Source organism: Paenibacillus provencensis (assembly GCF_042678545.1).
GTDB classification, from domain to species: Bacteria; Bacillota; Bacilli; order Paenibacillales; family Paenibacillaceae; genus Paenibacillus; species Paenibacillus provencensis.
Map to the genome: position 1 here is coordinate 668,040 of NZ_JBHTKX010000001.1, position 21,820 is coordinate 689,859.

Annotated in this window: 19 protein-coding genes and 1 riboswitch; all 19 genes read left to right on the forward strand. The window is 43.8% G+C overall.

Annotated features, from left to right (window positions below; all coding sequences use genetic code 11):
• The 19 genes from ACFQ3J_RS03310 (at position 1) to ACFQ3J_RS03400 (ending at position 21,817) form a co-directional block, all read left to right on the forward strand.
• Entirely contained in the window at positions 1-843 is an 843-nt protein-coding gene (locus tag ACFQ3J_RS03310) for a deoxyribonuclease IV (protein WP_091157705.1), read from the forward strand.
• A 20-nt stretch (positions 844-863) separates the two neighbouring features.
• Complete coding sequence (locus ACFQ3J_RS03315; protein WP_091157703.1) at positions 864-1,205, forward strand: cyclic-phosphate processing receiver domain-containing protein; 342 nt, start codon at positions 864-866, stop codon at positions 1,203-1,205.
• Between the two features lie 2 nt (positions 1,206-1,207).
• The gene (locus ACFQ3J_RS03320; protein WP_091157701.1) at positions 1,208-1,522 is read left to right on the forward strand and encodes a thioredoxin family protein; all 315 of its coding nucleotides are present in this window, start codon (positions 1,208-1,210) and stop codon (positions 1,520-1,522) included.
• Positions 1,519-2,292: an ABC transporter ATP-binding protein gene (locus tag ACFQ3J_RS03325; protein ID WP_251581143.1), complete on the forward strand. Its 774-nt coding sequence runs from the start codon at positions 1,519-1,521 to the stop codon at positions 2,290-2,292. Before ACFQ3J_RS03320 ends, ACFQ3J_RS03325 begins: the two co-directional genes overlap by 4 nt.
• Before the next feature lie 3 nt (positions 2,293-2,295).
• A complete protein-coding gene (locus ACFQ3J_RS03330; protein WP_251581665.1) occupies positions 2,296-3,348 on the forward strand; it encodes an SAM-dependent methyltransferase in 1,053 nt (350 codons plus the stop codon).
• Between the two features lie 219 nt (positions 3,349-3,567).
• Positions 3,568-5,034 (forward strand): serine/threonine protein kinase, encoded by a 1,467-nt coding sequence (locus tag ACFQ3J_RS03335; protein WP_251581145.1) that lies wholly within the window; start codon positions 3,568-3,570, stop codon positions 5,032-5,034.
• A 33-nt stretch (positions 5,035-5,067) separates the two neighbouring features.
• Positions 5,068-6,072, forward strand: coding sequence for an SAF domain-containing protein (locus ACFQ3J_RS03340; RefSeq protein WP_251581147.1), 1,005 nt, complete (start codon positions 5,068-5,070; stop codon positions 6,070-6,072).
• A complete protein-coding gene (locus ACFQ3J_RS03345; protein ID WP_251581149.1) occupies positions 6,069-6,776 on the forward strand; it encodes a hypothetical protein in 708 nt (235 codons plus the stop codon). The genes ACFQ3J_RS03340 and ACFQ3J_RS03345 overlap by 4 nt, the downstream gene beginning before the upstream one ends.
• Entirely contained in the window at positions 6,773-7,606 is an 834-nt protein-coding gene (locus ACFQ3J_RS03350) for a hypothetical protein (protein WP_251581151.1), read from the forward strand. Before ACFQ3J_RS03345 ends, ACFQ3J_RS03350 begins: the two co-directional genes overlap by 4 nt.
• A complete protein-coding gene (locus tag ACFQ3J_RS03355) occupies positions 7,607-9,436 on the forward strand; it encodes an ATPase, T2SS/T4P/T4SS family (protein ID WP_251581153.1) in 1,830 nt (609 codons plus the stop codon).
• The gene (locus tag ACFQ3J_RS03360) at positions 9,426-11,501 is read left to right on the forward strand and encodes a hypothetical protein (RefSeq protein WP_251581154.1); all 2,076 of its coding nucleotides are present in this window, start codon (positions 9,426-9,428) and stop codon (positions 11,499-11,501) included. Before ACFQ3J_RS03355 ends, ACFQ3J_RS03360 begins: the two co-directional genes overlap by 11 nt.
• 70 nt (positions 11,502-11,571) lie before the next feature.
• Complete coding sequence (locus ACFQ3J_RS03365; RefSeq protein ID WP_251581155.1) at positions 11,572-12,057, forward strand: ABC transporter permease; 486 nt, start codon at positions 11,572-11,574, stop codon at positions 12,055-12,057.
• A gap of 66 nt (positions 12,058-12,123) precedes the next feature.
• Positions 12,124-12,501, forward strand: a complete 378-nt coding sequence (locus ACFQ3J_RS03370) for a hypothetical protein (RefSeq protein ID WP_251581156.1) — start codon at positions 12,124-12,126, stop codon at positions 12,499-12,501.
• Positions 12,498-13,049 carry a hypothetical protein gene (locus tag ACFQ3J_RS03375; protein ID WP_251581157.1) on the forward strand — a complete coding sequence of 184 codons (552 nt, stop codon included), beginning with the start codon at positions 12,498-12,500 and terminating at the stop codon, positions 13,047-13,049. Before ACFQ3J_RS03370 ends, ACFQ3J_RS03375 begins: the two co-directional genes overlap by 4 nt.
• A complete protein-coding gene (locus tag ACFQ3J_RS03380; protein WP_251581158.1) occupies positions 13,036-14,028 on the forward strand; it encodes a hypothetical protein in 993 nt (330 codons plus the stop codon). The genes ACFQ3J_RS03375 and ACFQ3J_RS03380 overlap by 14 nt, the downstream gene beginning before the upstream one ends.
• A gap of 151 nt (positions 14,029-14,179) precedes the next feature.
• On the forward strand, positions 14,180-15,385 hold the full coding sequence (locus ACFQ3J_RS03385) for an S-layer homology domain-containing protein (RefSeq protein WP_251581159.1): 1,206 nt from the start codon (positions 14,180-14,182) through the stop codon (positions 15,383-15,385).
• 12 nt (positions 15,386-15,397) lie between these two features.
• Positions 15,398-18,823, forward strand: a complete 3,426-nt coding sequence (locus ACFQ3J_RS03390) for a DUF5704 domain-containing protein (RefSeq protein ID WP_251581160.1) — start codon at positions 15,398-15,400, stop codon at positions 18,821-18,823.
• A gap of 319 nt (positions 18,824-19,142) precedes the next feature.
• Complete coding sequence (locus tag ACFQ3J_RS03395) at positions 19,143-20,693, forward strand: ABC-F family ATP-binding cassette domain-containing protein (RefSeq protein ID WP_091157664.1); 1,551 nt, start codon at positions 19,143-19,145, stop codon at positions 20,691-20,693.
• A gap of 172 nt (positions 20,694-20,865) precedes the next feature.
• Positions 20,866-20,976: riboswitch (TPP riboswitch) on the forward strand.
• Between the two features lie 202 nt (positions 20,977-21,178).
• On the forward strand, positions 21,179-21,817 hold the full coding sequence (locus ACFQ3J_RS03400) for a thiamine phosphate synthase (RefSeq protein ID WP_251581162.1): 639 nt from the start codon (positions 21,179-21,181) through the stop codon (positions 21,815-21,817).
• Positions 21,818-21,820: the final 3 nt, after the last annotated feature.

The window sequence follows — 21,820 nt, forward strand, 5'->3', positions numbered from 1 at the left end:
TTGTATATAGGGGGACATGTAAGCACGCGGGGAGGATATAAGCAGGCTGCAATGAGGGCGTATGACATGGGAGGAACCTCATTTCAGTATTTTCCAAAGAACCCTCGTAGTCTCGGGACCAAGGCATACGATCAGACGGAAGCTGCAAGGTGTAAATTGTATTGTAACGAACATCATATCCAGTCTATCGCACATTCCCCTTATCCTACGAATCCAGCTGTAGGAAAGTTAAAAGGAACGAATCTGTACGAAACGATGGTTGCTTCTCTCAAGAATGATCTTGAAATTGCAGAGGCTTGTGGATCAGCAGGCGTGGTTGTCCATTTTGGACATGCCAAGACAGAAGATCCGCTTCAGTCCTACCGCAATGTAATCCAGTTTATGGATGAGGTATTGTCCGGCTGGTCCGGTAAGGCCAAGCTTCTCATTGAGAATCAGGCTGGGGATCATGGTCCCATGGGCACGACGATGGAAGAAATCGTCCAGATCCGAAGCTTGTCGAAACATGCGGAAGCGATCGGTTTCTGTCTCGATACATGCCATGCTTTTGCGAGCGGATTATGGAACGGGGCCGCAGACCATCTTATGATTCAAAAAGGGCATGATACGGGGTATTGGACTCAGCTGGTTGCCGTCCATGTCAATGACTCGAAATATGGCTTCCGGTCGTTTAAAGATCGGCATGAACGGGTCGGCAGAGGACAAATCGGCGTGGAAGGACTGTCATGGTTGTTAAACCGCAAGGAGCTCGCAGAGTGCATCTGGGTTCTCGAAAGTGAAAAAGGAGACGATGGCAGTCACAAGGACGATATTAAGCAGATTCGTTCCTGGCTAATGAACTAACGAGGAGAGGAGAGCAGTTCATGAACATTTTTTTGGATGATTACCGGGCTTGCCCTCCAGGATTCACACTCGCCCGCGATGCAGAGGAATGTAAGCTGCTACTAAATGAATATGGAGTCAACATTTTGTCATTAGACTATGATCTAGGTTATGGCAATCCAACAGGGCTTGAAATCGCTTCTTTTATTGTCGAACGTAAGCTGTATCCCGAGAAAATATACCTTCACACCTCGAGTGACTATGGAAGAAGAGCCATGTATGAATTACTGTATCTGAACAAGCCAGAAGATGTGGAAGTGCATAACGGTCCCATTCCTTATGAATTGCTTGAGCGCATTGGGCGGACAGTTGGGCAGGATTAGACATGATTGAAGCTACTGAACAGGAAATTTTAAAGATGGCTTGGAAGGGACAGGCTTTCGCCTTGTATGTCTATACTCCGCTATGCGGCACATGTCAAGCAGCTCGCCGTATGCTGGAGGTGTGTGAGCATTTATTGCCTTCAGGCGTTCTATATGAAGCGAATATAACCGAGATTCAAAGCCTCGTGCAGCAATACCAGATCAGGAGTGTACCGGCCGTATTACTGTTTAGCGGTGCCAAAGAACTCCCTAAATCGATATATCGAATGGAATCCGTAGAGCATCTGCTCTCTCAAATCAGGAGGGTAATCATATGATCGAAATGGAGCACGTCAGTCTTCGCCGGGGAGACAAGCAAATACTGAATGATGTTAATCTAGAGATGAAGAAGGATGAAAATTGGGTCATTCTTGGTAGAAACGGCAGCGGAAAAACGACCATACTTGAGATGATCATGGGATATATGTTCCCCTCTGAGGGCAAGGTGAAAGTGCTGGATTACTTGTATGGTGAATGCGATGTGCGCGAGGTACGCAAGGAGATTGGCTACATCAGTCAGACGCTGATTGAAAAGCTCGCACTGAAGGATCCGGTATGGGAGGTTGTAGCCACCGGTGCATTTGCATTTTTGCGCTTCTATCAGCATATTCCTGACGAAGTAAAGGCTGAGGCGCATGCTCGGCTTGCTGAGATTGGATTTGCTCATTTAGCGGAGCAGCCTTTTGGAACACTGTCCCAAGGGGAAAGAAAAAAAGTGCTCCTCGCCCGCTCGCTTATGGCAAAGCCCAAATTGTTAATTATGGACGAGCCGTGCTCAGGTCTTGATTTATTCGAAAGAGAAAAAATGCTGTCAGCGGTTGATGAAATCGGGAAAAAAGATATTTCGGTCGTATACGTCACTCATCATATTGAAGAAATTATGCCCTTATTTACTCATATTGCACTTATTAAGGATGGCAGGGTTGCGGCTGCAGGGCCTAAGAAGGAAGTACTGACAAAAGAAACAATAATGCATACCTATGGTGTTGCTGTAGAGCTGGATTGGTTCGAGGACAGACCATGGATACGGGTATGCAGTGGAGGTTAACATATTTTGACGAATCAAGAACAATACGCAGAGGCACATTCTGCAAGATTCATTTGTACCGCAAATCATGGGTTTGCCCCATATGCACAAGAGGAGCTGCGAAGAGTATTCGGCAGTGTAAAAAGCTCGGTCATTGTATCGAGTGAAGTCTTCCTGGCGACCCTTCCACGGGAGCAGGCAGCAGTCAGCGAATTGCTCATGAGGGAGCCGCTCATATTTTTGAGACATGTGTTTCCTGTTCAGTTTGAAGAGAATGTTGAGGATCTAGAGGCGTCATTCTCGCAGCTGTATCGCTATTTGCTGGGGCATTCTGACCTTCAAGAAGGGACTTTTGCCTTGCAAGTTCGTAAGACCGAAGATAGCGCATGGACGGAAACCTCGGGTGCATTAAAGCAGCATATTCTTGCTGGCATTGAAGGTTTGCATGCAGAGCATGCGGTTCAAGATGCCGACAGGGTTGTATCTGTTTATCTAACAGGAGATCGTCTATATGCTGGTATTTCTGCTCCGCAGGATAACCTGTCTGACTGGAATGGAGGCGCAGTTCGTTTTCAGAAGGAAGAGGGACAAATCTCAAGAGCGAAGTTCAAGTTGTTGGAGGCGGAAAAAACGCTTGGCATTCCCTTCTCGTCATTTCATAGCGCACTCGATATCGGCGCAGCTCCGGGAGGCTGGACTTCATTTCTTCTGGAAAGAGGCCTTCATGTCACGGCGGTCGATCCGGCAAAGATGAATCCCTCCCTGCTAGATCATCCGAATCTGAACTATATCTCCAAGAATGCGGGTGACGTCAAATTCAGAGATAACGAGTTTGATCTGCTCGTTTGTGATATGAGCTGGAGTCCGAAACTTATGGCCAGACTGGTTACAGGCTTACTGGATAGTCTTCAATCAGGTGGAACGGCGGTCGTAACCGTTAAACTTATGCATAAGAAACCGATGGCCCTAATACGGGAAGTCATCGAAGTGTTCGAGGATTCTCGAATGCAGGTGCAGAGAGCCAAGCAGCTGTTTCATAACCGTGATGAAATCACACTTTACATGATTAAGTACTAAGATGCATTATCTTATATAGAGGGTCCGACTAATATAGCCGTGATCCTCTTTTGCTATATAAAGCAAAAAAACACTTTACATATCCCTGTCTATGTCATATAATTAATCCAAAATTAACCAGCACGGAAATGGGAAAGCATCCCTATAGCGAAGGATCAGCAGGATACTGCAGATCGCTATAGGGGCTTTCCTTTTTTTGTGCCTGTTAGGGGGTTTTTGATGAAGCAACCTTTCCGTTTAGAACGAGGTTCTGTCCTCGGAGGGAGATATCGAGTGATCCGAAAAATTGGAACCGGCGGTATGAGCCATGTTTATTTAGCTGAGGATCTGAAGCTGCCCGGCAAGAAATGGGCCATCAAAGAAAATGTGACCCTCCCGGAATTCCATGGGAGTATCGTGTCAGAAGCAGAGACTTTGATTACATTGCAGCATCCCAGACTTCCGCAAATTGTAGATTTTTTTGCACCGGATGAGGCTGGATACAGTTATTTGGTTATGGACTTCATTGATGGAATAACGCTTCAGGAATATCTACATAACAAGCAATTTCAGATACCGGTGGACACGCTGATCAGAATCATTCATCAGATTATGGAGGTGTTAGATTATTTACATGGGCTTACACCACCGATGATCTATCGTGATTTGAAGCCCAGCAATATAATGATTGTCGAGCAGGATGAGATTAGATTGATTGATTTTGGAATCGCGAGAAAGTATAAGCTTTCTGGTATTGAAGATACGGTCAAGCTGGGAACTATCGGATTCGCAGCTCCTGAACAGTTTGGTGCGGGTCAGACAGATGCCAGGTCCGATTTGTACAGCCTGGGAGCATTGTTTTTGTACATGACCACAAGAGGTGCACATAGTGAATGGATCTCTGGGGTAGAGCAGCTGCTTAGAAACGATAGCATTCGAAAATATATACCCGTTATGAGACGGCTGCTAAGGTATGAACCACAGACCAGATATCAATCGATTAAAGAGCTTAGAGAAGAAATGTACAGATTATCTGAACACTATGAGCGTAGGAATGAGACAAGAGCGTCTGATGGGATGATGCAAGGAACTCGAGTTATCGCTCTCGTCGGTACAGGAGCTGGAGCAGGTGTAACCCATACTGCAATTGCGATTAGCCATTATTTAGCCAGACTTGGATCTAAGGTGGCGATCGTCGAAATGTCGAAGCGGTCTGTTGCTTTTTCCAGGATAAAGTCGATTGCTTACCGTGATTCTGAGGAGAATCAGGCAAAGAGCTTCGATATTGAAGGGGTTCATTACGTTCAGAGAAGCAACAAATACGAGATGGTTGAGCTGCTGGGAGGCAGCTATCAATATGTCGTTCTAGATCTGGGGAGCGAGAGGGACTACAGTCAGATGGAAGAGTTCTTTAGAAGTGATCTGCCTATCGTCGTAAATGCTGCTGCCGAATGGAAGCAGGACGACATGGCAACGTTTATGCAATCGTATCCTAATCAGCCGAAAATGAAATGGACTTATCTGCTGCCGCTCGCCTCGAAGGAAACAGTGAACAGAATGAGAAAAAGGATGAATTCAGCAAGAGTATACAGTGTTCCCCCACATTTTGATCCTTTTGACCGTACTGAGGATATGGATGTAGTATTGCATGAATTGTTAAACACGATTAAACCCATTAGCAAGAGAAGAAGGTTTCTATTCAAATAAGCACAAGAAGAGTTCAGTAAAGGAGACCCATGAGTGTCTAAACTTCGTAAACAGAGCAAGAAAAAAATAGTTGCCGGATTAATCGGGGCCGGAGCAGCAAGTATTTTGTTTAGCGGATTGCTGTTGTACGACTGGAAAATGGACAAGGACTCTGCAGATTCACTTGAGTCGAGGCATGAGCTGGAGCTTCTGGAGATAAAAAAGCAGCTCGTATCCGAACAGAAGGATAGCAAGACAGGCTATGTAATAGTACACGATATCCCAGCAGGTACTTTAATCAAAGATACAGATGTAAGAGCGGTGAAGGTACCGCAAGGACAAGCTCCTGTCAATTTGATAAGTGAGTTAGACGAGATTGCAGGAAGTGTGACGAAGATTGAGCTAAAAGCCGGAACTTCGCTTACTGCCGCAATGCTATATGAGGAGGAGCCGACACCGGATGATTTACGGAATCGTGAGATTTCCGTTATATCACGACCCTCACTATTGAATTCAGGAGATATGATCGATGTCCGGATTCAGTTCCCGACAGGACAGGATTACATCGTATTATCCAAGAAGAAGGTTCACGATCTAGATGGGGCAACCATGTGGATGACATTAACCGAAGCAGAGATACTCACCTTATCCAGTGCAATGGTAGATGCCTATCTTCATAAAGCCTCACTATATTCTCTTACATACGTAGAACCTGAATTTCAAAATCGTGCAATTCCAACCTACCCGGCCAATGAGGAAGTGCTGACCCTGATTGAATCCAATCCCAATATCGTAGATCTAGCCGAACAAGCACTTTCTACTCAGCTGCGCAGTTCCTTGGAAAGGGCATTAAGTGAGCCTTCCTCATCAAACTACATGGTGTCTGAATCCATTGAGGAAGGGCTTGCTCGTACGAATGACAACAGAACTCCGACCTGGAACAATGCCTTGGGCGAGCAAGCAGACAGTGGCAATAGTTTACTAAATTCATCAAATGATGAGGAGACCATATGGAAGGATTCGAATACAGGTATAGGACTAGAAGGGGGAACCGAGTGAAAAGCTATGTATTTGCCGGGCCGTGCAACAAAACCGATCTGCTGTTAAATTTGAGCAAAATTTTGTCTGTCAGCGGGTTTCGGGTCATCTTAGTCGATGGCACTGCAGATGGGCGATATCGATATTGTATTGAGGAAGGTCATTCAGCCCCAGCTGTCATAGAGTACGAAGGCTTTGATGTAGCAATTGGATATCGGCAATTTAACGAGGTAGAGCAGGCCTTATTTGAGATGAATGAAGATGTCTTCTATGACTTTGCGATCTTTGACATAGAGCTTAAGGAGTTCATAAATATGGATCAATGGTTATCCGCTTCTGCAAGAGTGTGGGCCACGGATTATTCGCGTATGACTCTCGAGCGCGGCAAAGCATGGATCGAAGAACTATGCAGCCAGCTGTCTGTGAATCATCTACCGCCGTTCTACAAGCTGTATATAGATGCGGTAGAAACGCATATCGAGCCGTATATCTGGTCTTATTATGAGGACAGTCCGATTGAATTTCAGGGCAGCCCGGTATGGATTCGCTCAGATGAACTGGATACGGCTGTCCGACTCGAGAACGAGCATCATCGAAGACGAAGCTTTAAGCATTACTCTAGACATTACAAGAAGTCACTTGCCGAGCTAATGGAAATGATTGCTGGCTTTGAGCCTGCCGAAACGAGGCGGGCAATACAATCGAGAGAGAGGAAGAGAGCATGAGTACTGTTGTATTTTGGAGCCCGGTAAACGGAAGAGGTACATCTTCTCACCTTATTTTGTCTGCGCTGATGATTACGCTTACCCACCATGTACGTGTGTTGTCCATGCATATGAATAAGAACGGAGACAGTATAGAAGCAGCACTGCCGGTTAGAGAGGAAAGCATGGACCATATGACTAACATATTTACAATCACCGGGTGGGACGCGCTTCTACGACTTCATTTAAGCGGCAACCTTACGAGAGACAAGTTCAGAGATTATACAGTGCCTTTGTCAAGACAGCTGGATTTGCTGCCGGGAGCCAGAGTGCAGAGCAGTTTAGATGTAAATGAAGAATATGCAAAATATATACCTTCTGTATTAAAAACGGCAAGTGAGGTCTACGATCTTGTGATGCTGGATGCTGGAAATAGAGACAGAATGGAGCGAGATATGATGAAGGATGCGGATGTGGTCGTAGTTAACCTGGATCAAAATTTGAGAGTGCTGGAAAACTATTTTGGAGATACAGAATTAAAAGAACAGCTGGAGAGCAAAAAAGTTATTGTTACGGTTGGACAATACGACGCCGATTCCCATTGTACCGTCAATAATATTAAGCGACGCTTTAATTACAAACATCCCGTAGTTGCTGTACCTTACTGCACTGAATTCAAGGATGCCTGGAATCGGCGTGATGTACCTTCCTACTTGCAGCAGAACATGAATTTAGACAAGAAAAACGGTCAACGAGGAGAGCATGCCTCGAGCATTAGAGAGCTGGCCAAATGCATTATGGACAATGCGGGGTTACGCACCATCTTGAAGCAGCTGGAGAGGGGAGCATAAATGCGAGGAGAGGCAGTAGTTAATGCTCTTCTTATTAGCCTGGTCTGCATATGTATGATACTCATCATGTTACGAATCAGAACGAGAAACAAGGCTTATTCTGGAATAATGCTAGGAGCTCGTCATGAAGCAAGTACAATCGAATATTTGACAGAGTATATCAAGCAGTCGCTCCATGAACTCAGTCATAGCCAGCTTGCAGATGCAGGACTGCATGAAGAGGAATACAAGCGGAAATTAAATCAGCGGGCTGAGATGAGACGCGCACTCAAGGAGTGTATTTCCGGAAGTGTCAGTGATAAAGCATTTGTCAAAAATTTAATTAAGGATCTATTGCTTCACAGCTACGGACTAAACGAGAAGAATATCAATGAAGCGATCCCTTTTGATCTCACTCTAAACTTAACCGTTCAGGATCAGTTCGAAATCGTATTTTATTTGTATAAACAGCAATTTGGAACCGAGGCACTTTCTACCCTGATTGATACATATGATTTGGCTGAACTGAGATGGGATCAGGAGGAAACCGCAGGCTGTTACGCGATAACAGATGAAGATATAAGACACATCTTCACAAGTGAGTACAGGGAACTCTCTTTTACCGATAAGCTGAATATTGTCGTTCAGCGTATTTATCAGCAGTATAAGGGATTTTCTGTAGTTGACGAAATTCGCGACCAACGGATTGACGGCGTAAGTGGAGGAGTAAGCGGGATGCTGAGTACAGATCTGCCGTCGTTAAACACAGATGGATTCCATATAAATATTCCGATAACAACGGATGTTGAAGATGTAGATCCTGATCCTTTAAAGTCCATTGAGAGTGTCTGGATATTTTACAAAGGCAAATCTATCCATCTATCTTTTCTGTCTTTTGGAACAGAACGGGAACTGAGAAGGGTCTGCCAAAATATTTATAAATATAATCATCCGGGACAGTTGTCGGAATCAAAAGGCTACAAAGTAAACGAGATGAAGGACGGCTCAAGGGTAGTCGTTGTTCGTCCGCCATTTTCCGAGTCTTGGGCATTCTTTGTCCGTAAATTTGATCTGCAGAATACAACTCTATCTAAATTGATCGTAGGTGAAAATGCAGAACCGGTTATTGAATTCATCGAGTATCTCATGAAGGGTAGCCGAATTACCGCCGTTACTGGAGCACAAGGATCAGGTAAAACAACATTATTAATGGCGATGATCAAGCATATCTATCCTTATCACACGCTTCGTGTACAAGAGATGGCCTTTGAATTGCATCTAAGAAAACTATACAGCAGGCGCAACATATTAACCTTCAGGGAAACGGATTATATTCCCGGGCAAGAAGGTCTTGACCTTCAGAAGAAGACGGATGGAACGGTCAATATTCTTGGGGAAGTTGCGAGCGACGAGGTTGCTGCATGGATGATACAGATGTCTCAGGTTGCCAGCTTGTTTACGATCTTTACTCACCATGCCAAGACATTCCCTGACCTTATCTTCTCCTTAAGAAACTCACTATTAAAGGCCGGAATGTTCAGCCAGGAGCCCATAGCCGAGGAACAGGTAGCAAGTGTTATCAATTTTGATATTCATCTGAGAAAGGACGGAGACGGTAAAAGATATATCGAGCGGATCACAGAATGTGTGCTTGTTCCCGGACATTTGCGTTCGGGGCATCCCACTTTTACATATAAGAATATTGTTGAGTATAGAGCAGGAAGATATTTCATCACATCGGATATATCTGAGGCTAACAGAGCAGAAATGCTCTCGCACATGAACAAGAAAGATGCTGAATCCTTTGAACGCTGGCTTCTGACACACCGAGGTGAAGCTCATGTCTCTTAAGGAATGGCTGCTAATTCTCTTGTTTATCTCTCTAGCCGCCTTTTTGGCTGTGATCGGATTGATTTCTCGTGCCAAGCGTCAGCAAGAACAGCGAACAGTATCGATTCCATACAATTCCAATACAACAAGTACATCTGCGCAGCTAACCGTATTCTTTAATGTTTTATTCACTAAATCTTATTTGGTATGCATCAAGATTCCTGTGCTATCGGGGTATATTCTGCTGGTGAGGAAGAAATTAAGCTATCAGCAGGGGATGAGCGAGTATTTGCTTCGGTGTCAGACGATGAAGCTTACATGGACAATATGGATCTCATTTCTTACAGTAGGAGGCATCTTGTTCTCCCTACAGCCAGGCATCAGCTTTCTGGTATTGTCCTGCCTTGTTGGAGTTATCATTAACAGCTTGTTCTTAGATATGACGGTAGCAAGGCAAGAGAGGAAGCTCTTGTCTGAAATGATTGAATTGTTCGCAGATGTGCGTCACAGGTATCATCAGCACGGCATGGTTGAAGAAGCGCTATATGAAGCTGCAGAATTCATGAATGGAGAAGCTGCCCGGCATGCGATGCATATCTATGCGGCATTAACCTCTGTTAACCCGGATGAAGCGCTTGAGCGTTATTATGAAACAGCTCCCAATCGCTTCTTGAAAGCTTTTGCCGGAATTTCATATATGGTCATGGAATTCGGTGATCAGCATGCGGATCAGAGCTCTATATATTTAACAGGGATCAGTAGTTTGACTCAAGAGATCCATCTTGAGATTTTGCGGCTGGATAAGCTTGATTATCTGTTAAAAGGACTAAATATGATAAGTCTAGTTCCGGTCTTTTTTACAAAGCCGATCGAAAATTGGGCCAGAAGCAGCTTCCCGACCATGAATGAATTCTATGACAGCAAGATGGGGTTCGTCATTCTATTATCTATTTACGTCATCATTATTGGTTGTTATCTCATGCTTCAGCAGCTGCAGCGTAATCAGGAGACAGCATTTCGGGTCACTCAGCAAAAAAGAATCGTCGAAAAACAGATATATCGCTGGAAATGGATTCGACTATTAGTTTCAAGCTTTGTTCCCCAGCCAGCTACGAAACGATATCATTCGATGGTCAAGCTGCTCCGCGAAACCAGTACGCATTTGAAAGTAGAGTGGTTTGTTGTACGGCGGCTTATATGTTCCAGCATTTGCTTTTTTGTAGCATTAGGAAGTGTTCTGTACTTGCATCATGTTGAGAAGCAGCACATTCTGACCAAGCCGGTGACCCAAACGACAATCTTTGGAAAGCTGCCTGATCATGAGCTCGATGAAGCACGCGCATGGAGTGAGCTTGATGAGAAGGTGATGCGTGATCTGAATATGGATGCTGACAGCTCCTATGAAGAAGTTGAGCGTTCACTGCTTTCAAATTCTGAGAAGGAGCAGGATCGCGAAACAGTACTCACTGCCGTACCTCGTATTATAGACAAGCTCCAAGCATGGAATAACGAATTTTTCAAGTGGTGGGAACTGGTTCTCTGTTTTGGCTTAGGGTATGTAGGATTCCAACTTCCGTTACTGCTCTTATACATGCAGCGAAAAGTTCGAAGTATGGATATGAAGCATGAAATATATCAATATCAGACCGTCATTTCTATTCTAAGAGAGATGGATCGAATGTCGGTAGAAGAAATATTGGAGTGGCTGAACCGTTTTGCCGTCATATTCAAAACACCGCTTCAAAAATGCCTGCTTCATTTTGAGCACGGACCAGAAACAGCACTTGAACTGCTTAAAGAAGAAGTGACTTTGCCTGAATTTCAACGAATGATAGATAAGCTCATACTGTCTCTTGGTTCAATTACGATCAAGGAAGCTTTTGATGATCTGGAAGGGCAGATGTCCTTTTATTTCGAACAGCGAAGGCAAGAGTATGCACAAATGATCGACAAGAAAGCGGAGTGGGGAAAAATGATCGGGTTTACGCCGATGTACTCGCTCATTTTTCTATATCTGGTCATACCGCTTATCACGGTAAGCTTTGCACAAATGAATATCTACTATGAGCAAATACAGAAGATTTGAGCTGAAGTCTCAATCCTGAATCAATTTCATAACTCATTAAATTAAATTAAATTATATCGGAGGTATTACCATGCAAAATGCATCATCTGCTCTTAAAGTAGCTGCAGGTATTTTTCTTACCATTGCACTGATCACGATTGTCGTTATTCTGTTTATTTCAGCTCAGGAAGCAACGAAGACGGCCCAGAACAATTTTGCCGATATCCAGACCGAGCTGTCACAGGCTGCTTTTACAGTGTATGACGGAACAACAATCAGCGGTTCCCAAGTGACGAATGCGCTTCGCAAGTTTGCAGGTAAAGATCAATTTGGTATCTATATTAAAACAGGTAAGAATCCACAAGGTCAATGGTATGGCTATCCTCTAAATATCAACTCCGACACGAATAATGGATACGGGGAAGTGGTTAATCCGGAGGGCGGAACTAGCGGAATATTAAACGACACGTTGAATGAGCGTTTGAACGAATATGTTAATCCTAGCGGCAGATTTAAAGCAACGGTTGTTAAGGACAACTCCAACGTAGTGAGAGGCTTGTTATTTGTACAGTCCTAAGCAGCTGCATTATTTGATTAGAGCAAGTATTTGGAGTTGTTTAATCACAGGAAGAAAGAAGGGATCGTGATCTTTGGAGAACATACGAGGACGATGCTGCATATAGCTGTGGCCGTTACGACTTGGGTTGGAGCTTGCGTGCTTGCTGTATCTCTTATATCCACTATGGAAACAGCGGCTTCAGCAAGACACATTCATCAATCAGAGCAGGATGGGCGGATACGGACCATTCTTGGAGAAGCGGTAAGGCCCAAGGTAAGCGGTGCTTATGTACGTAGCGCAATACAGTTTCCGCAGGAGAACGTTATGCTATATGTTGACGGGAAGATTCCGGCTGAGGTCATTCAACTGAATGCCGGAGATCAATATAGCGTGGAATATATAAGAGGGCCTGCAGGCGAACTCAAGCAAATTCATTATCGAAAGGCGGCAGATGCTTTGTGATTAACAGTGTCTCCAAAATACTTGCAGCTCTGCTTGCCGTTCTGCTTCTCTATGTGTACCCGGCAGTTGAAGCAGCTGGAAGACAAGATGATCTGTCCCGGCTGACGACATATAACACAGTGACCAAATTTGTGGATGCCGTGCGGACGAAAGGGTATATTACGCCGACCATGTACGAGCAGTTCCAAGAAGAATTGGCGATTACCGGGAACACGTTTGAGGTTAAGCTTGAGCATATGCATAAAAAGTACGTTCCTGAATATACAGACCCTATGAATCAAGGGACGTTTACAGGAAAGTTCGAGGCAGTGCTTGATGGTTATTACGATGAACAGATCATGGGAGTTTTGTTTCCGGATAATGAGCTGTCTAGGAATGACCCAGCCAGAATATACAAACTTACAGCAGGAGATTTTTTTCGTGTAACTTGTATGAATACGAACAGAACGCCAGCTGACCTATTCAAGGAATGGTTACTGCTGGATCATGGAAATGGAAGCTCGATTCATGTGAATTACGGAGGGATGGTCATTAATGAGGATTACTGATTATGCCATCCTCTTCGTCCTCATTTTCTTTCCCGTATTCTGGTTCTATAGCTTGGGCATTAAGGAGGAAACTGATGCTGTTAGGCTGGAGCAGCAATATACTCAGGCTGTTCAGACAGCGGTTCAGGATGCAAGCAGCGTGATGAATCTAAATGAAGATCCTTTGCTTGAAACTAGCTATGCCTCATCCAAATTTACACGAGTAGATAAAGATCTCCTGCTAGATACCTTCATACATACGATCTCCATTAATTTTGGTCTGGATGAGGATCTATCAGCACAAAGAGCTTTCTTGACCTATTTGCCGGCCCTGCTAGTCATTGATTATGACGGCTATTACATCTATCAGAGTGCTCCCTACACGAATCAGGAAGGCCAGAATGCAGAAGAACATTTATGGACTGAGAAAAAAATGTACATATATGCTGACGAGCTGGGGAATACGGTCCGATTTACTTTGGATGACTATGTATATGCATATGAGCACAGGACGGGCCAGTGGGTAGAAGGATATTTGGATGAAATACGAGCTCTTATCAGTATTCCACTTCTACAGGATGCTGAAGCTTTTGATCAAGTAAGAAGACAAACGATTGTCAGTGAGATTCAGGATGGGATTGCGCACGCCATCCACATTCATAATGAGAAAGCTTTGCACAATGGCTACGCATATCAATTTACTTTACCGGTTATTCCGCAAGAGGAATGGTATAACACCATTGATGATGTGGGAGTGATGGCATTCATTCAAGGCATTCCGGTTGGAACCGGATATTATAACAATTATGCATTTTCGGGTGGAAGGCTGGTTAAGACGACTCCTATCGTAGGGGGAATTGATGCAGAGACAGGGATTAAATACTATTATCCAAGCACCTGTAATCTTGCTTTTGTGCCGATGGAACGATTTACAACGTCTAAGGAAGCGGCAGCTGCGGGTTATTTTGAACATGGATGCATTAATAATGCATATCGGTAGACAAGTAGAAAAATGGGTTTTTTTATAAAAAATGTATATCAGTTTTCCGATAAAATACTAGAACTATAGCTACTATTTATAGTTAGAAATCGGAACAAGTATACGCAGCTGGAGTATGAAGACAACAATACATAACAGGAGTGATGTGTGAATGAAAATGCTGATAAGCTCATTATTAGCGGGAGCCCTTGTCTCCGTTAGTATATTAGGGAGCTCACTGCCAGTCAGTGCAGCTAACAGTAAGTTTAGGGATGTTCCTTCTACTTATTGGGCAAATCAATCCATTTATACTGCGGTGGAAAAAGGTTATTTCAAAGGCTATTCAGATGGTACGTTTCGTCCTAAAGCCAATATTACTCGTGCTGAATTCGCAGCGTTGATTGCAAGAGTGGCTGACTATGAAGGGGTTCAGAGTTCAGCTGATTTTTCGGATATGAAAGGTCACTGGGCAGAATCTGCGGTAAATACAGCGGTAGGTATGGGTTTTATCAAGGCTGCTGACTATCCTAACGGATTTCAGCCTGGAAAGGCTTTGACCAGGGAAGAGATGGCAAAATGGCTGAGCTCCGGACTAGCAGCTAATGATACAGAATACAAGCAGGCTTGGACAGATACCAAGACTACCGTTCTGCCAGTGAAAGAATACTTCCAAGGTCAGATCAGTCAGACGAAGGCTCCATTCATTGCGATTGTGATGGGGACGGGCCTTATGAAAGGATACACCGATGGAACCTTTGGACTTACAAAGACGACAACCAGGGCGGAAGTATCTGCGATTGTCCTTCGTTTGGAAAATGTGCTTAGCAAATCGGCAAATTCGTTCGCAGATTTAACAGAGCTGCGCGCTGTAGGTACTGAGAAATCTAACTTGGAATTAGTAACTCCGTTTACTACAGGAAATAATGGTTTTGCGGATATATCCGATAAAAAATTCACTTTTAAGAATGGATCGGGAAGTCTGGTTTTTCATAGAGCAATCGCAGTGAATACACAAGATTGGAACAATAAAAAGAGCATTTACTCTGATGTTTTTGTTTCTGATACCGATAGAAAGTTTTTAACTAGTGTTGACGAACTATACCCAATTTTTATACAAATCACAATATACCCAGAGGCTGATGGGTTTTCGTTAGACCATTATTTTAATGGGAGAGGAAATTTATTAACTGGTTCAAGAATAGTGAACACCAATCCAACGAAATTTGGATACCAGACACTTCCATACTTAGAACCGGTTGAATTTTTTAAGAAATATAAGAAAGGCGTAACAATTTGGGTTCAAAAGAATTTAACTCCCGAAACATTATTTTCTACAAATATGGATGATGGTTCATTTGTGCAATTACAAAAAAAATGAGGAAGTAAATAGATGAGAAGAATAACATTATACCTCCTAGCATTAATTATATTTTTGCAAATGAATGCTAATCTTATCTATGCTAACTTTAGTAATGGGTATCCTCCTTTAAGTCAAGAAGAAGAAATCAAAGTAACTCCAGAAACGTGGCCAGAACCGGCTTATAAAAGACAGAGTATTAAGGTAACTGTGACTGGAGAGAGTGAAGCAAGACCAAAAGTTGTCTGGACTCAAGGCGATGGTGAAATATGGTCAGCCACAAGAAATGAGGGTACTCAGCGCGTAACCACTACAACACATTGGAATGAAACCGGAAGAATCGGATCTCCACTAGCAGGAGATCCAGTAATAGATAAAATTAATACCAGCCAGTACGCTCCTAATACGATGAGGGATAAAGAAGGTAATCCGTTTCAACAAGAGTATATTAAGGATCTTGGTATAGAGGACATCTCTTATGTACCTGATAATACGTACACGCCTGCAAATGCTAAGCCAGAGTTTCAAAAAGGTGATATTTTTGCAATTATTTCCACTATTACAGGTTGGAATCATGCAGAAAGTTCACGTGTGGATTACGGTGACAGGCCAGATTCTAAAGATAAATATCAAGTCTCTTATAATACACCATTAACTATAAAATATTCGGGATATGTAACTGAAAGAAAAGAGTTAGAGGTAAGTGAGGATAAGACACTTAACGTCGGTGATCGAGAATCACTTAAAGCAAAAGTAAAAACTACTCAGTATGATGGTTCAGAATCAAGTTGGGTAGACGTTTCATATAGAGAAAATACCGAGTGGAGTTCTAATAGTCAAAGCGTTGTTACAGTAGATGATAGCGGGAGAATCACTGCAATCGGTGAAGGGACCGCTAGAATCACAGCTAAGTGGAAAAATGACACTAATGGCCCATATCATCTATATGACTATGCCACAGTAACTGTTGGTGAAGATCCAGATAATGAGACTGAGCAACCAGGGGGTCAAGCTGCGTGTACATATACGATTAATCCGCCTTCACAAGGCTCCACCCCGACAACGATTTTTATGGACCCTGGGGCTCAAGGTCATATTCTAGCGGATGACGACGCGAACGGTATGCATTTTGATGCAACCATCGGAATTCCCACTTCAGAGCACTTATACGCCAATGCATGGGCTTATCATTATTTATACCAGCATACGTTTGGGCAGCAGAGAGGTACGATTACTTACGATTGTAACGCAGTGGTTACCTATGTTCTAAAATGGGAGGAGGCTCAGGACCCCGTTCCTGATGAGGAAGGGAATATGGTTGAAGTACCTCCTGAACCGATGTCCGTATCAGAAACGGTCAATTATGATTTCTCATTTGAACGGAATTATTCTTATTGGACTGTGAATAACCTGGCAGTCTATGGAATTAATCAAGCGACAATGTCCAACTATGCATTACCGGGAAAGACTGTTACGTTAAGTCCCAATGGATATACTCTACCTTCTGTAAGCTTGGAGAGGTCCGAGAATGTAGAGGAACATGTCATTCCAAAAGACAGCGGCGATATTAGCTATACCCCAGATGTAGTGGATGGCGGAGACAGTAAACCTTCACCGCCTGATGATACTTCTACACTGCTTGGACTGGCTGAAGCTCAGACTGGACCACCTAATGTGAAAAATGATTCTCTCGATTTTACTTGGAAAGGGACAACCACCAATGTTATGGATGGGGGTACTGTGAGTCAAGATGGACCTAACCCGACCCAAATACCTCAAGCACCCAAGATCAGGTCCCATAAGGATAGCGGAGAGACAATATTGTATGAAGATCAGCTTCTCATTAGCCAGAGCTTGCTGAATGAAGCAGATAACCCATCGTCTGGAACCATCGACTATACACTCATTCAGCCTGCGGTGGGAGGTGGAGGAACACAGAGCTTTCCCATTAACCCAATCAATGATGTGACCGTACATACTCCTGTTGTGAACTACTCCTTAGTCTCGGACGATCAGGCGCATAATCAGAAGACGAAACCGAACAATGATCGTGCGGCCTTGATTCTGGAACGTCCGTTTAGTGTGAGAATTCCAACGGAAGGTCAGCACACGAGTTATCCTGGATACGGCGATCGCAACTATGCGAAGTATTATCGGATTAAGCAGGTGAAGTTTCCATTCGATGTCTTTAGCCAGGACAAATCTCACTTTTATCCGCAAGGCACATGGATCAATGTTCCGGTAGCGCAGCTGGATACTACATTTTATCTTCCTGTATGGGTAGACGAAGGTGACTATCAGGTTGAATTCAGGAATATCGCGGAAAATGCACCTTCGAATTATAATGCTCAAGATGAGCCAGATGCCAACCTGAATCTTGTGCATCATATTGCAAGTGATGAGGTGTCTGTTGAAGTCATTGGCCGGCTGTACGATTTTCGAATAACCGATATTGCAGATTACAGCTGGGAAAATGTGTTCCGAACAACCGAAGGGAGCAGTCCAACAGGCGTCTCTTATTGGGTAGGAACTCTGGGTATTGATGGTGATCCGAGAGGTATTGAGGAGAGGTTTACGACACCAATTCGTCCGGGAAGCCATCCCATCGAAGGGCACAGAAATGTGGCCATCAAGACAGGATATCACTTCAAATTTGACTTCAAGACCAAAGGGAACATGTTTGGCCCTGAAGATGGGATTCGGATTACTCCGAGTTTCTATTTCGTAACGAAGGATGGACAGAATAGAGTTCCTGTGGATCTCTATTACCATACGAAGGAACAGAACTTCGTCCAGATCGGATCAGATGAAGATCAGGTTCAGCGTTATGTCATCCTAAACGAACGACTGCGGAATGTGCCAGCAGTACAGCTCGAGGATACGGCGAGATATAAATATTATCATGATGGAAGCATTCATACAGAAATGATTACCGAGAATGCATACCAGAACTATTATCAAACGGTATCCACCAAAATGAAGACCCCCGTCGGCGGATGGGATCTGCTGATGCTTCCAGAACAGCTGCGGACCTTTATTGGCCCTAAGACGAATATACCGACAAGCGCTAGTAGTGATGTGCTTCGGGCAAATGCCTCCATTCAGCAGTGGTATGGTGAGTATAGCCTCCCTGCCGAGCCATATGTGGTGAAACAAGGAACGAATATCGCTGAATATGCACGGACTAATGGAGGATTAGACAAGAATTCACCACTCTTCCTTACGGACGGGTATATTATTGTAAACTTTAATCTTGAATCGATTCAGGCAGGAAAGGTCGGAGATCCGTATTTACAATATATTCATGCTCCTCTAATGAATCAGTGGGAGATGGAAGGATACCAGAACAGGGTCTTCGATGCATACGGTCATGCCTTTACCTTACTGGACGGAGATGTTGTGTTTTATCATGCGGATCGATCGAGCCGGGATGATTTCAGCCCACAGGTACCGCATTAATTCTAACAGGAGAAGACCCGATCCCGGGTCTTTTTTTCATACATTATCCAATATCCACCTTCAGGCTGTCTCCATTTAGCTTCATTTCTAACATAGAGCGTTGGTTGAAATGGAGAGAGTATTTTATTTTTGCTCTCACTCCCAAAATCTTAGTATCAGTGAGTCTTCAAATTATGCTAATATATCATATTAGATGGATTGAACTTGTGATATTACAGCAAGCAGCAATGATTGCTTAAGTTCTCGTCCTCATTGAATTTTGGATTAAATAACAGAGACTAAAGGCTAAAGCCATACAAGATAGGGGTAACTGCATTATATGAGTTTATTGACTGTAGAAAATGTCAGCCACAATTTTGGAGATCGCACATTATTTAAAAATGTTTCCTTCCGTTTGCTGGCAGGAGAGCATGTGGGATTGGTCGGTGCAAATGGCGTAGGTAAATCAACGCTGATGAATATTTTGACAGGACAGCTGCTGAAGGACAGCGGCAAAGTGGAGTGGACACCGAAAGTCCGTTATGGATACCTGGATCAGCATACCAAGCTGACACCGGGCAACACGATTCGTGATGTTCTGAAGGATGCATTCCTGCCTTTGCTCGAGCTGGAAAAAGAGATGATGGTCATTACCGAGAAGATGGCAGATGCATCTCCAGAAGAACTAGAGCTGCTGCTTGAAGAGATGGGTGAGATTCAGGAGCAGCTGGATATTGGCGACTTTTATTTAATTGATGTAAAAGTAGAAGAGATGGCCAATGGGCTCGGCCTGAATGCGATAGGTCTTGACCGGGATGTGTCTGCCCTAAGCGGTGGGCAGCGGACGAAGGTACTATTAGCCAAGCTGCTTCTAGAGAAGCCGAATGTTCTTCTCCTGGACGAGCCTACGAACTATTTGGACGTTGAGCATATTGAATGGCTGACTCGTTATTTGAAGGATTATCCTTACGCATTTATGCTGATTTCACATGATACCGAGTTTATGAATCAGGTCGTGAACGTCATCTATCATCTCGAATTTGCGAAGCTGACACGTTATTCGGCGAACTACAACAAGTTCCTTGAGATGGCGGATATCAACAAGAATCAGCATATTGATGCTTACGAGAAGCAGCAGGAGTATATTAAGAAGCAAGAAGATTTTATCCAACGCAATAAGGCTCGATATTCAACCTCAGGACGGGCGAAGAGCCGTGAGAAGCAGCTGGATCGTATTGATCGCATTGATCGTCCTGAGGAAGCGGCCAAGCCGGTGTTCGGTTTCAAGGATGCTCGCGCAAGCGGCAAAACCGTATTTGAAGGCATCGATTTTGAGATTGGTTATGACTATCCGCTGCTTCCCAAAATGACAATGACGATTGAGCGGGGAGACAAGATTGCGATTGTCGGATGTAACGGCGTCGGTAAATCTACGCTTCTTAAGACGATTCTCGGAAAAATCCCTGCGCTCAGCGGGAAGACCTATCTAGGAGATTTCCTATTCCCGGCTTATTTCGAACAGGAAGTCCGTCCTGGCAAAATTACGCCAATTGATGATGTATGGAATGAATTTTCTCATTTGAATCAGCATGAAGTGCGTGCTCATCTTGCGCGCTGTGGTCTTAAGAATGAACATATTACAAGACCGCTGAACATGCTGAGCGGGGGAGAACAGGCGAAGGTGCGTCTATGCAAGCTCATGATGCGAGAGACGAATTGGATTCTATTCGATGAGCCGACCAATCACTTGGATGTTGTAGCCAAGGAAGAGTTGAAGCGTGCACTGAAAGAATTCAAAGGGACTGTATTGCTCGTTTCCCACGAACCGGATTTCTACGAGGATTGGGTAACCAAGACCTGGAATGTAGAAGAATGGTCAGCTAAAGTTTAAATCATAAGTAAAGTTGAGACTTAGGACGAGGATCAAGGTGTTTTTTCTTAAGTACTTCTTCAAGAGAGAGTCTTAGATAATAAATGTCTTAGAATTATTGCTTTCCAAATCCTTGCTTTCCAAATCCTTGCTTATGTGCTAACATATTCAACGTAATTCTACAACTGAATAGTATTTTCACTAGGGGGGCCGCGCGTAAGCGGCTGAGATGGAATGAATCGATTCCGGACTCTTTGTACCTGATCTGGATTATACCAGCGTAGGGAAGTGGGAACTGATATGAGGCATGAACGTAGGTTTCGTAATTCAACGAATGCGATATTTTGCGTAAATCTCATCCATCAGTAGTTGCATTTCTAAATGTAATCATGACCACTTCCTTTTGGGAGTGGTTTTTTTGTTGCTACGGCTGCGCTAGGAAACATGTGAGGCTTGTATCCACCACTTATTCATCTGTTCCAAAAAGGAGTTGATCTGTCATATTAGTGTCTGAATTTGAACTGCATGTGATCTCATCTCACTCCCCATCCTCCGCTGACTGGATTCAAGTATTCTCTAAAATATGGTCATATGCGACCGCCGTACATATCCGAGATAAAAAGTGCACGGTTAAGGAAATCGAGCAGTTTATTGATATCCTGGCGCTTAATCAGATTCCAATGAGTAGATTGGGACTGAATCGTCAAGCGGAGCTGGTATGCAAGTATGGCGCAGCCATTCTCCAAATCGGGATGAAGGAGCTTCATCACATCCAGTGTCTCAAGAACTCAATGACAAACAGGGGGATGTCAAAAACACGAATTGGGGTTTCTGTCCATTCCCTACAGGAGGCACAACAGGCCGAGCACCAAGGAGCCGATTTCATAATGTACGGTCATGTTTATCCTTCCTCTAGTAAGCCGGGTGCTGCTCCAAGAGGAATTGCCTCATTACGGCAGGTCTGTACAGAGGTACATGTTCCGGTCATTGCTATTGGAGGGATCAAGCCGACACATATTCATGAAATTGTTAATGCTGGTGCATCAGGTATTGCTGTGATATCAGGAGTGATGAATGCAGCCGATCCACTTGGTGCAGTGCTCGAATATCATAATGCACTATGTCGTTATAGAGAGGTTAAGTAAATG

Coding starts and splice junctions, on each gene's coding strand:
- ACFQ3J_RS03390 (WP_251581160.1), top strand. CDS start 15,398: ATGAGAAGAATAACATTATACCTCCTAGCATTAATTATATTTTTGCAA.
- ACFQ3J_RS03380 (WP_251581158.1), top strand. CDS start 13,036: ATGAGGATTACTGATTATGCCATCCTCTTCGTCCTCATTTTCTTTCCC.
- ACFQ3J_RS03385 (WP_251581159.1), top strand. CDS start 14,180: ATGAAAATGCTGATAAGCTCATTATTAGCGGGAGCCCTTGTCTCCGTT.
- ACFQ3J_RS03325 (WP_251581143.1), top strand. CDS start 1,519: ATGATCGAAATGGAGCACGTCAGTCTTCGCCGGGGAGACAAGCAAATA.
- ACFQ3J_RS03350 (WP_251581151.1), top strand. CDS start 6,773: ATGAGTACTGTTGTATTTTGGAGCCCGGTAAACGGAAGAGGTACATCT.
- ACFQ3J_RS03315 (WP_091157703.1), top strand. CDS start 864: ATGAACATTTTTTTGGATGATTACCGGGCTTGCCCTCCAGGATTCACA.
- ACFQ3J_RS03335 (WP_251581145.1), top strand. CDS start 3,568: ATGAAGCAACCTTTCCGTTTAGAACGAGGTTCTGTCCTCGGAGGGAGA.
- ACFQ3J_RS03320 (WP_091157701.1), top strand. CDS start 1,208: ATGATTGAAGCTACTGAACAGGAAATTTTAAAGATGGCTTGGAAGGGA.
- ACFQ3J_RS03395 (WP_091157664.1), top strand. CDS start 19,143: ATGAGTTTATTGACTGTAGAAAATGTCAGCCACAATTTTGGAGATCGC.
- ACFQ3J_RS03365 (WP_251581155.1), top strand. CDS start 11,572: ATGCAAAATGCATCATCTGCTCTTAAAGTAGCTGCAGGTATTTTTCTT.
- ACFQ3J_RS03360 (WP_251581154.1), top strand. CDS start 9,426: ATGTCTCTTAAGGAATGGCTGCTAATTCTCTTGTTTATCTCTCTAGCC.
- ACFQ3J_RS03355 (WP_251581153.1), top strand. CDS start 7,607: ATGCGAGGAGAGGCAGTAGTTAATGCTCTTCTTATTAGCCTGGTCTGC.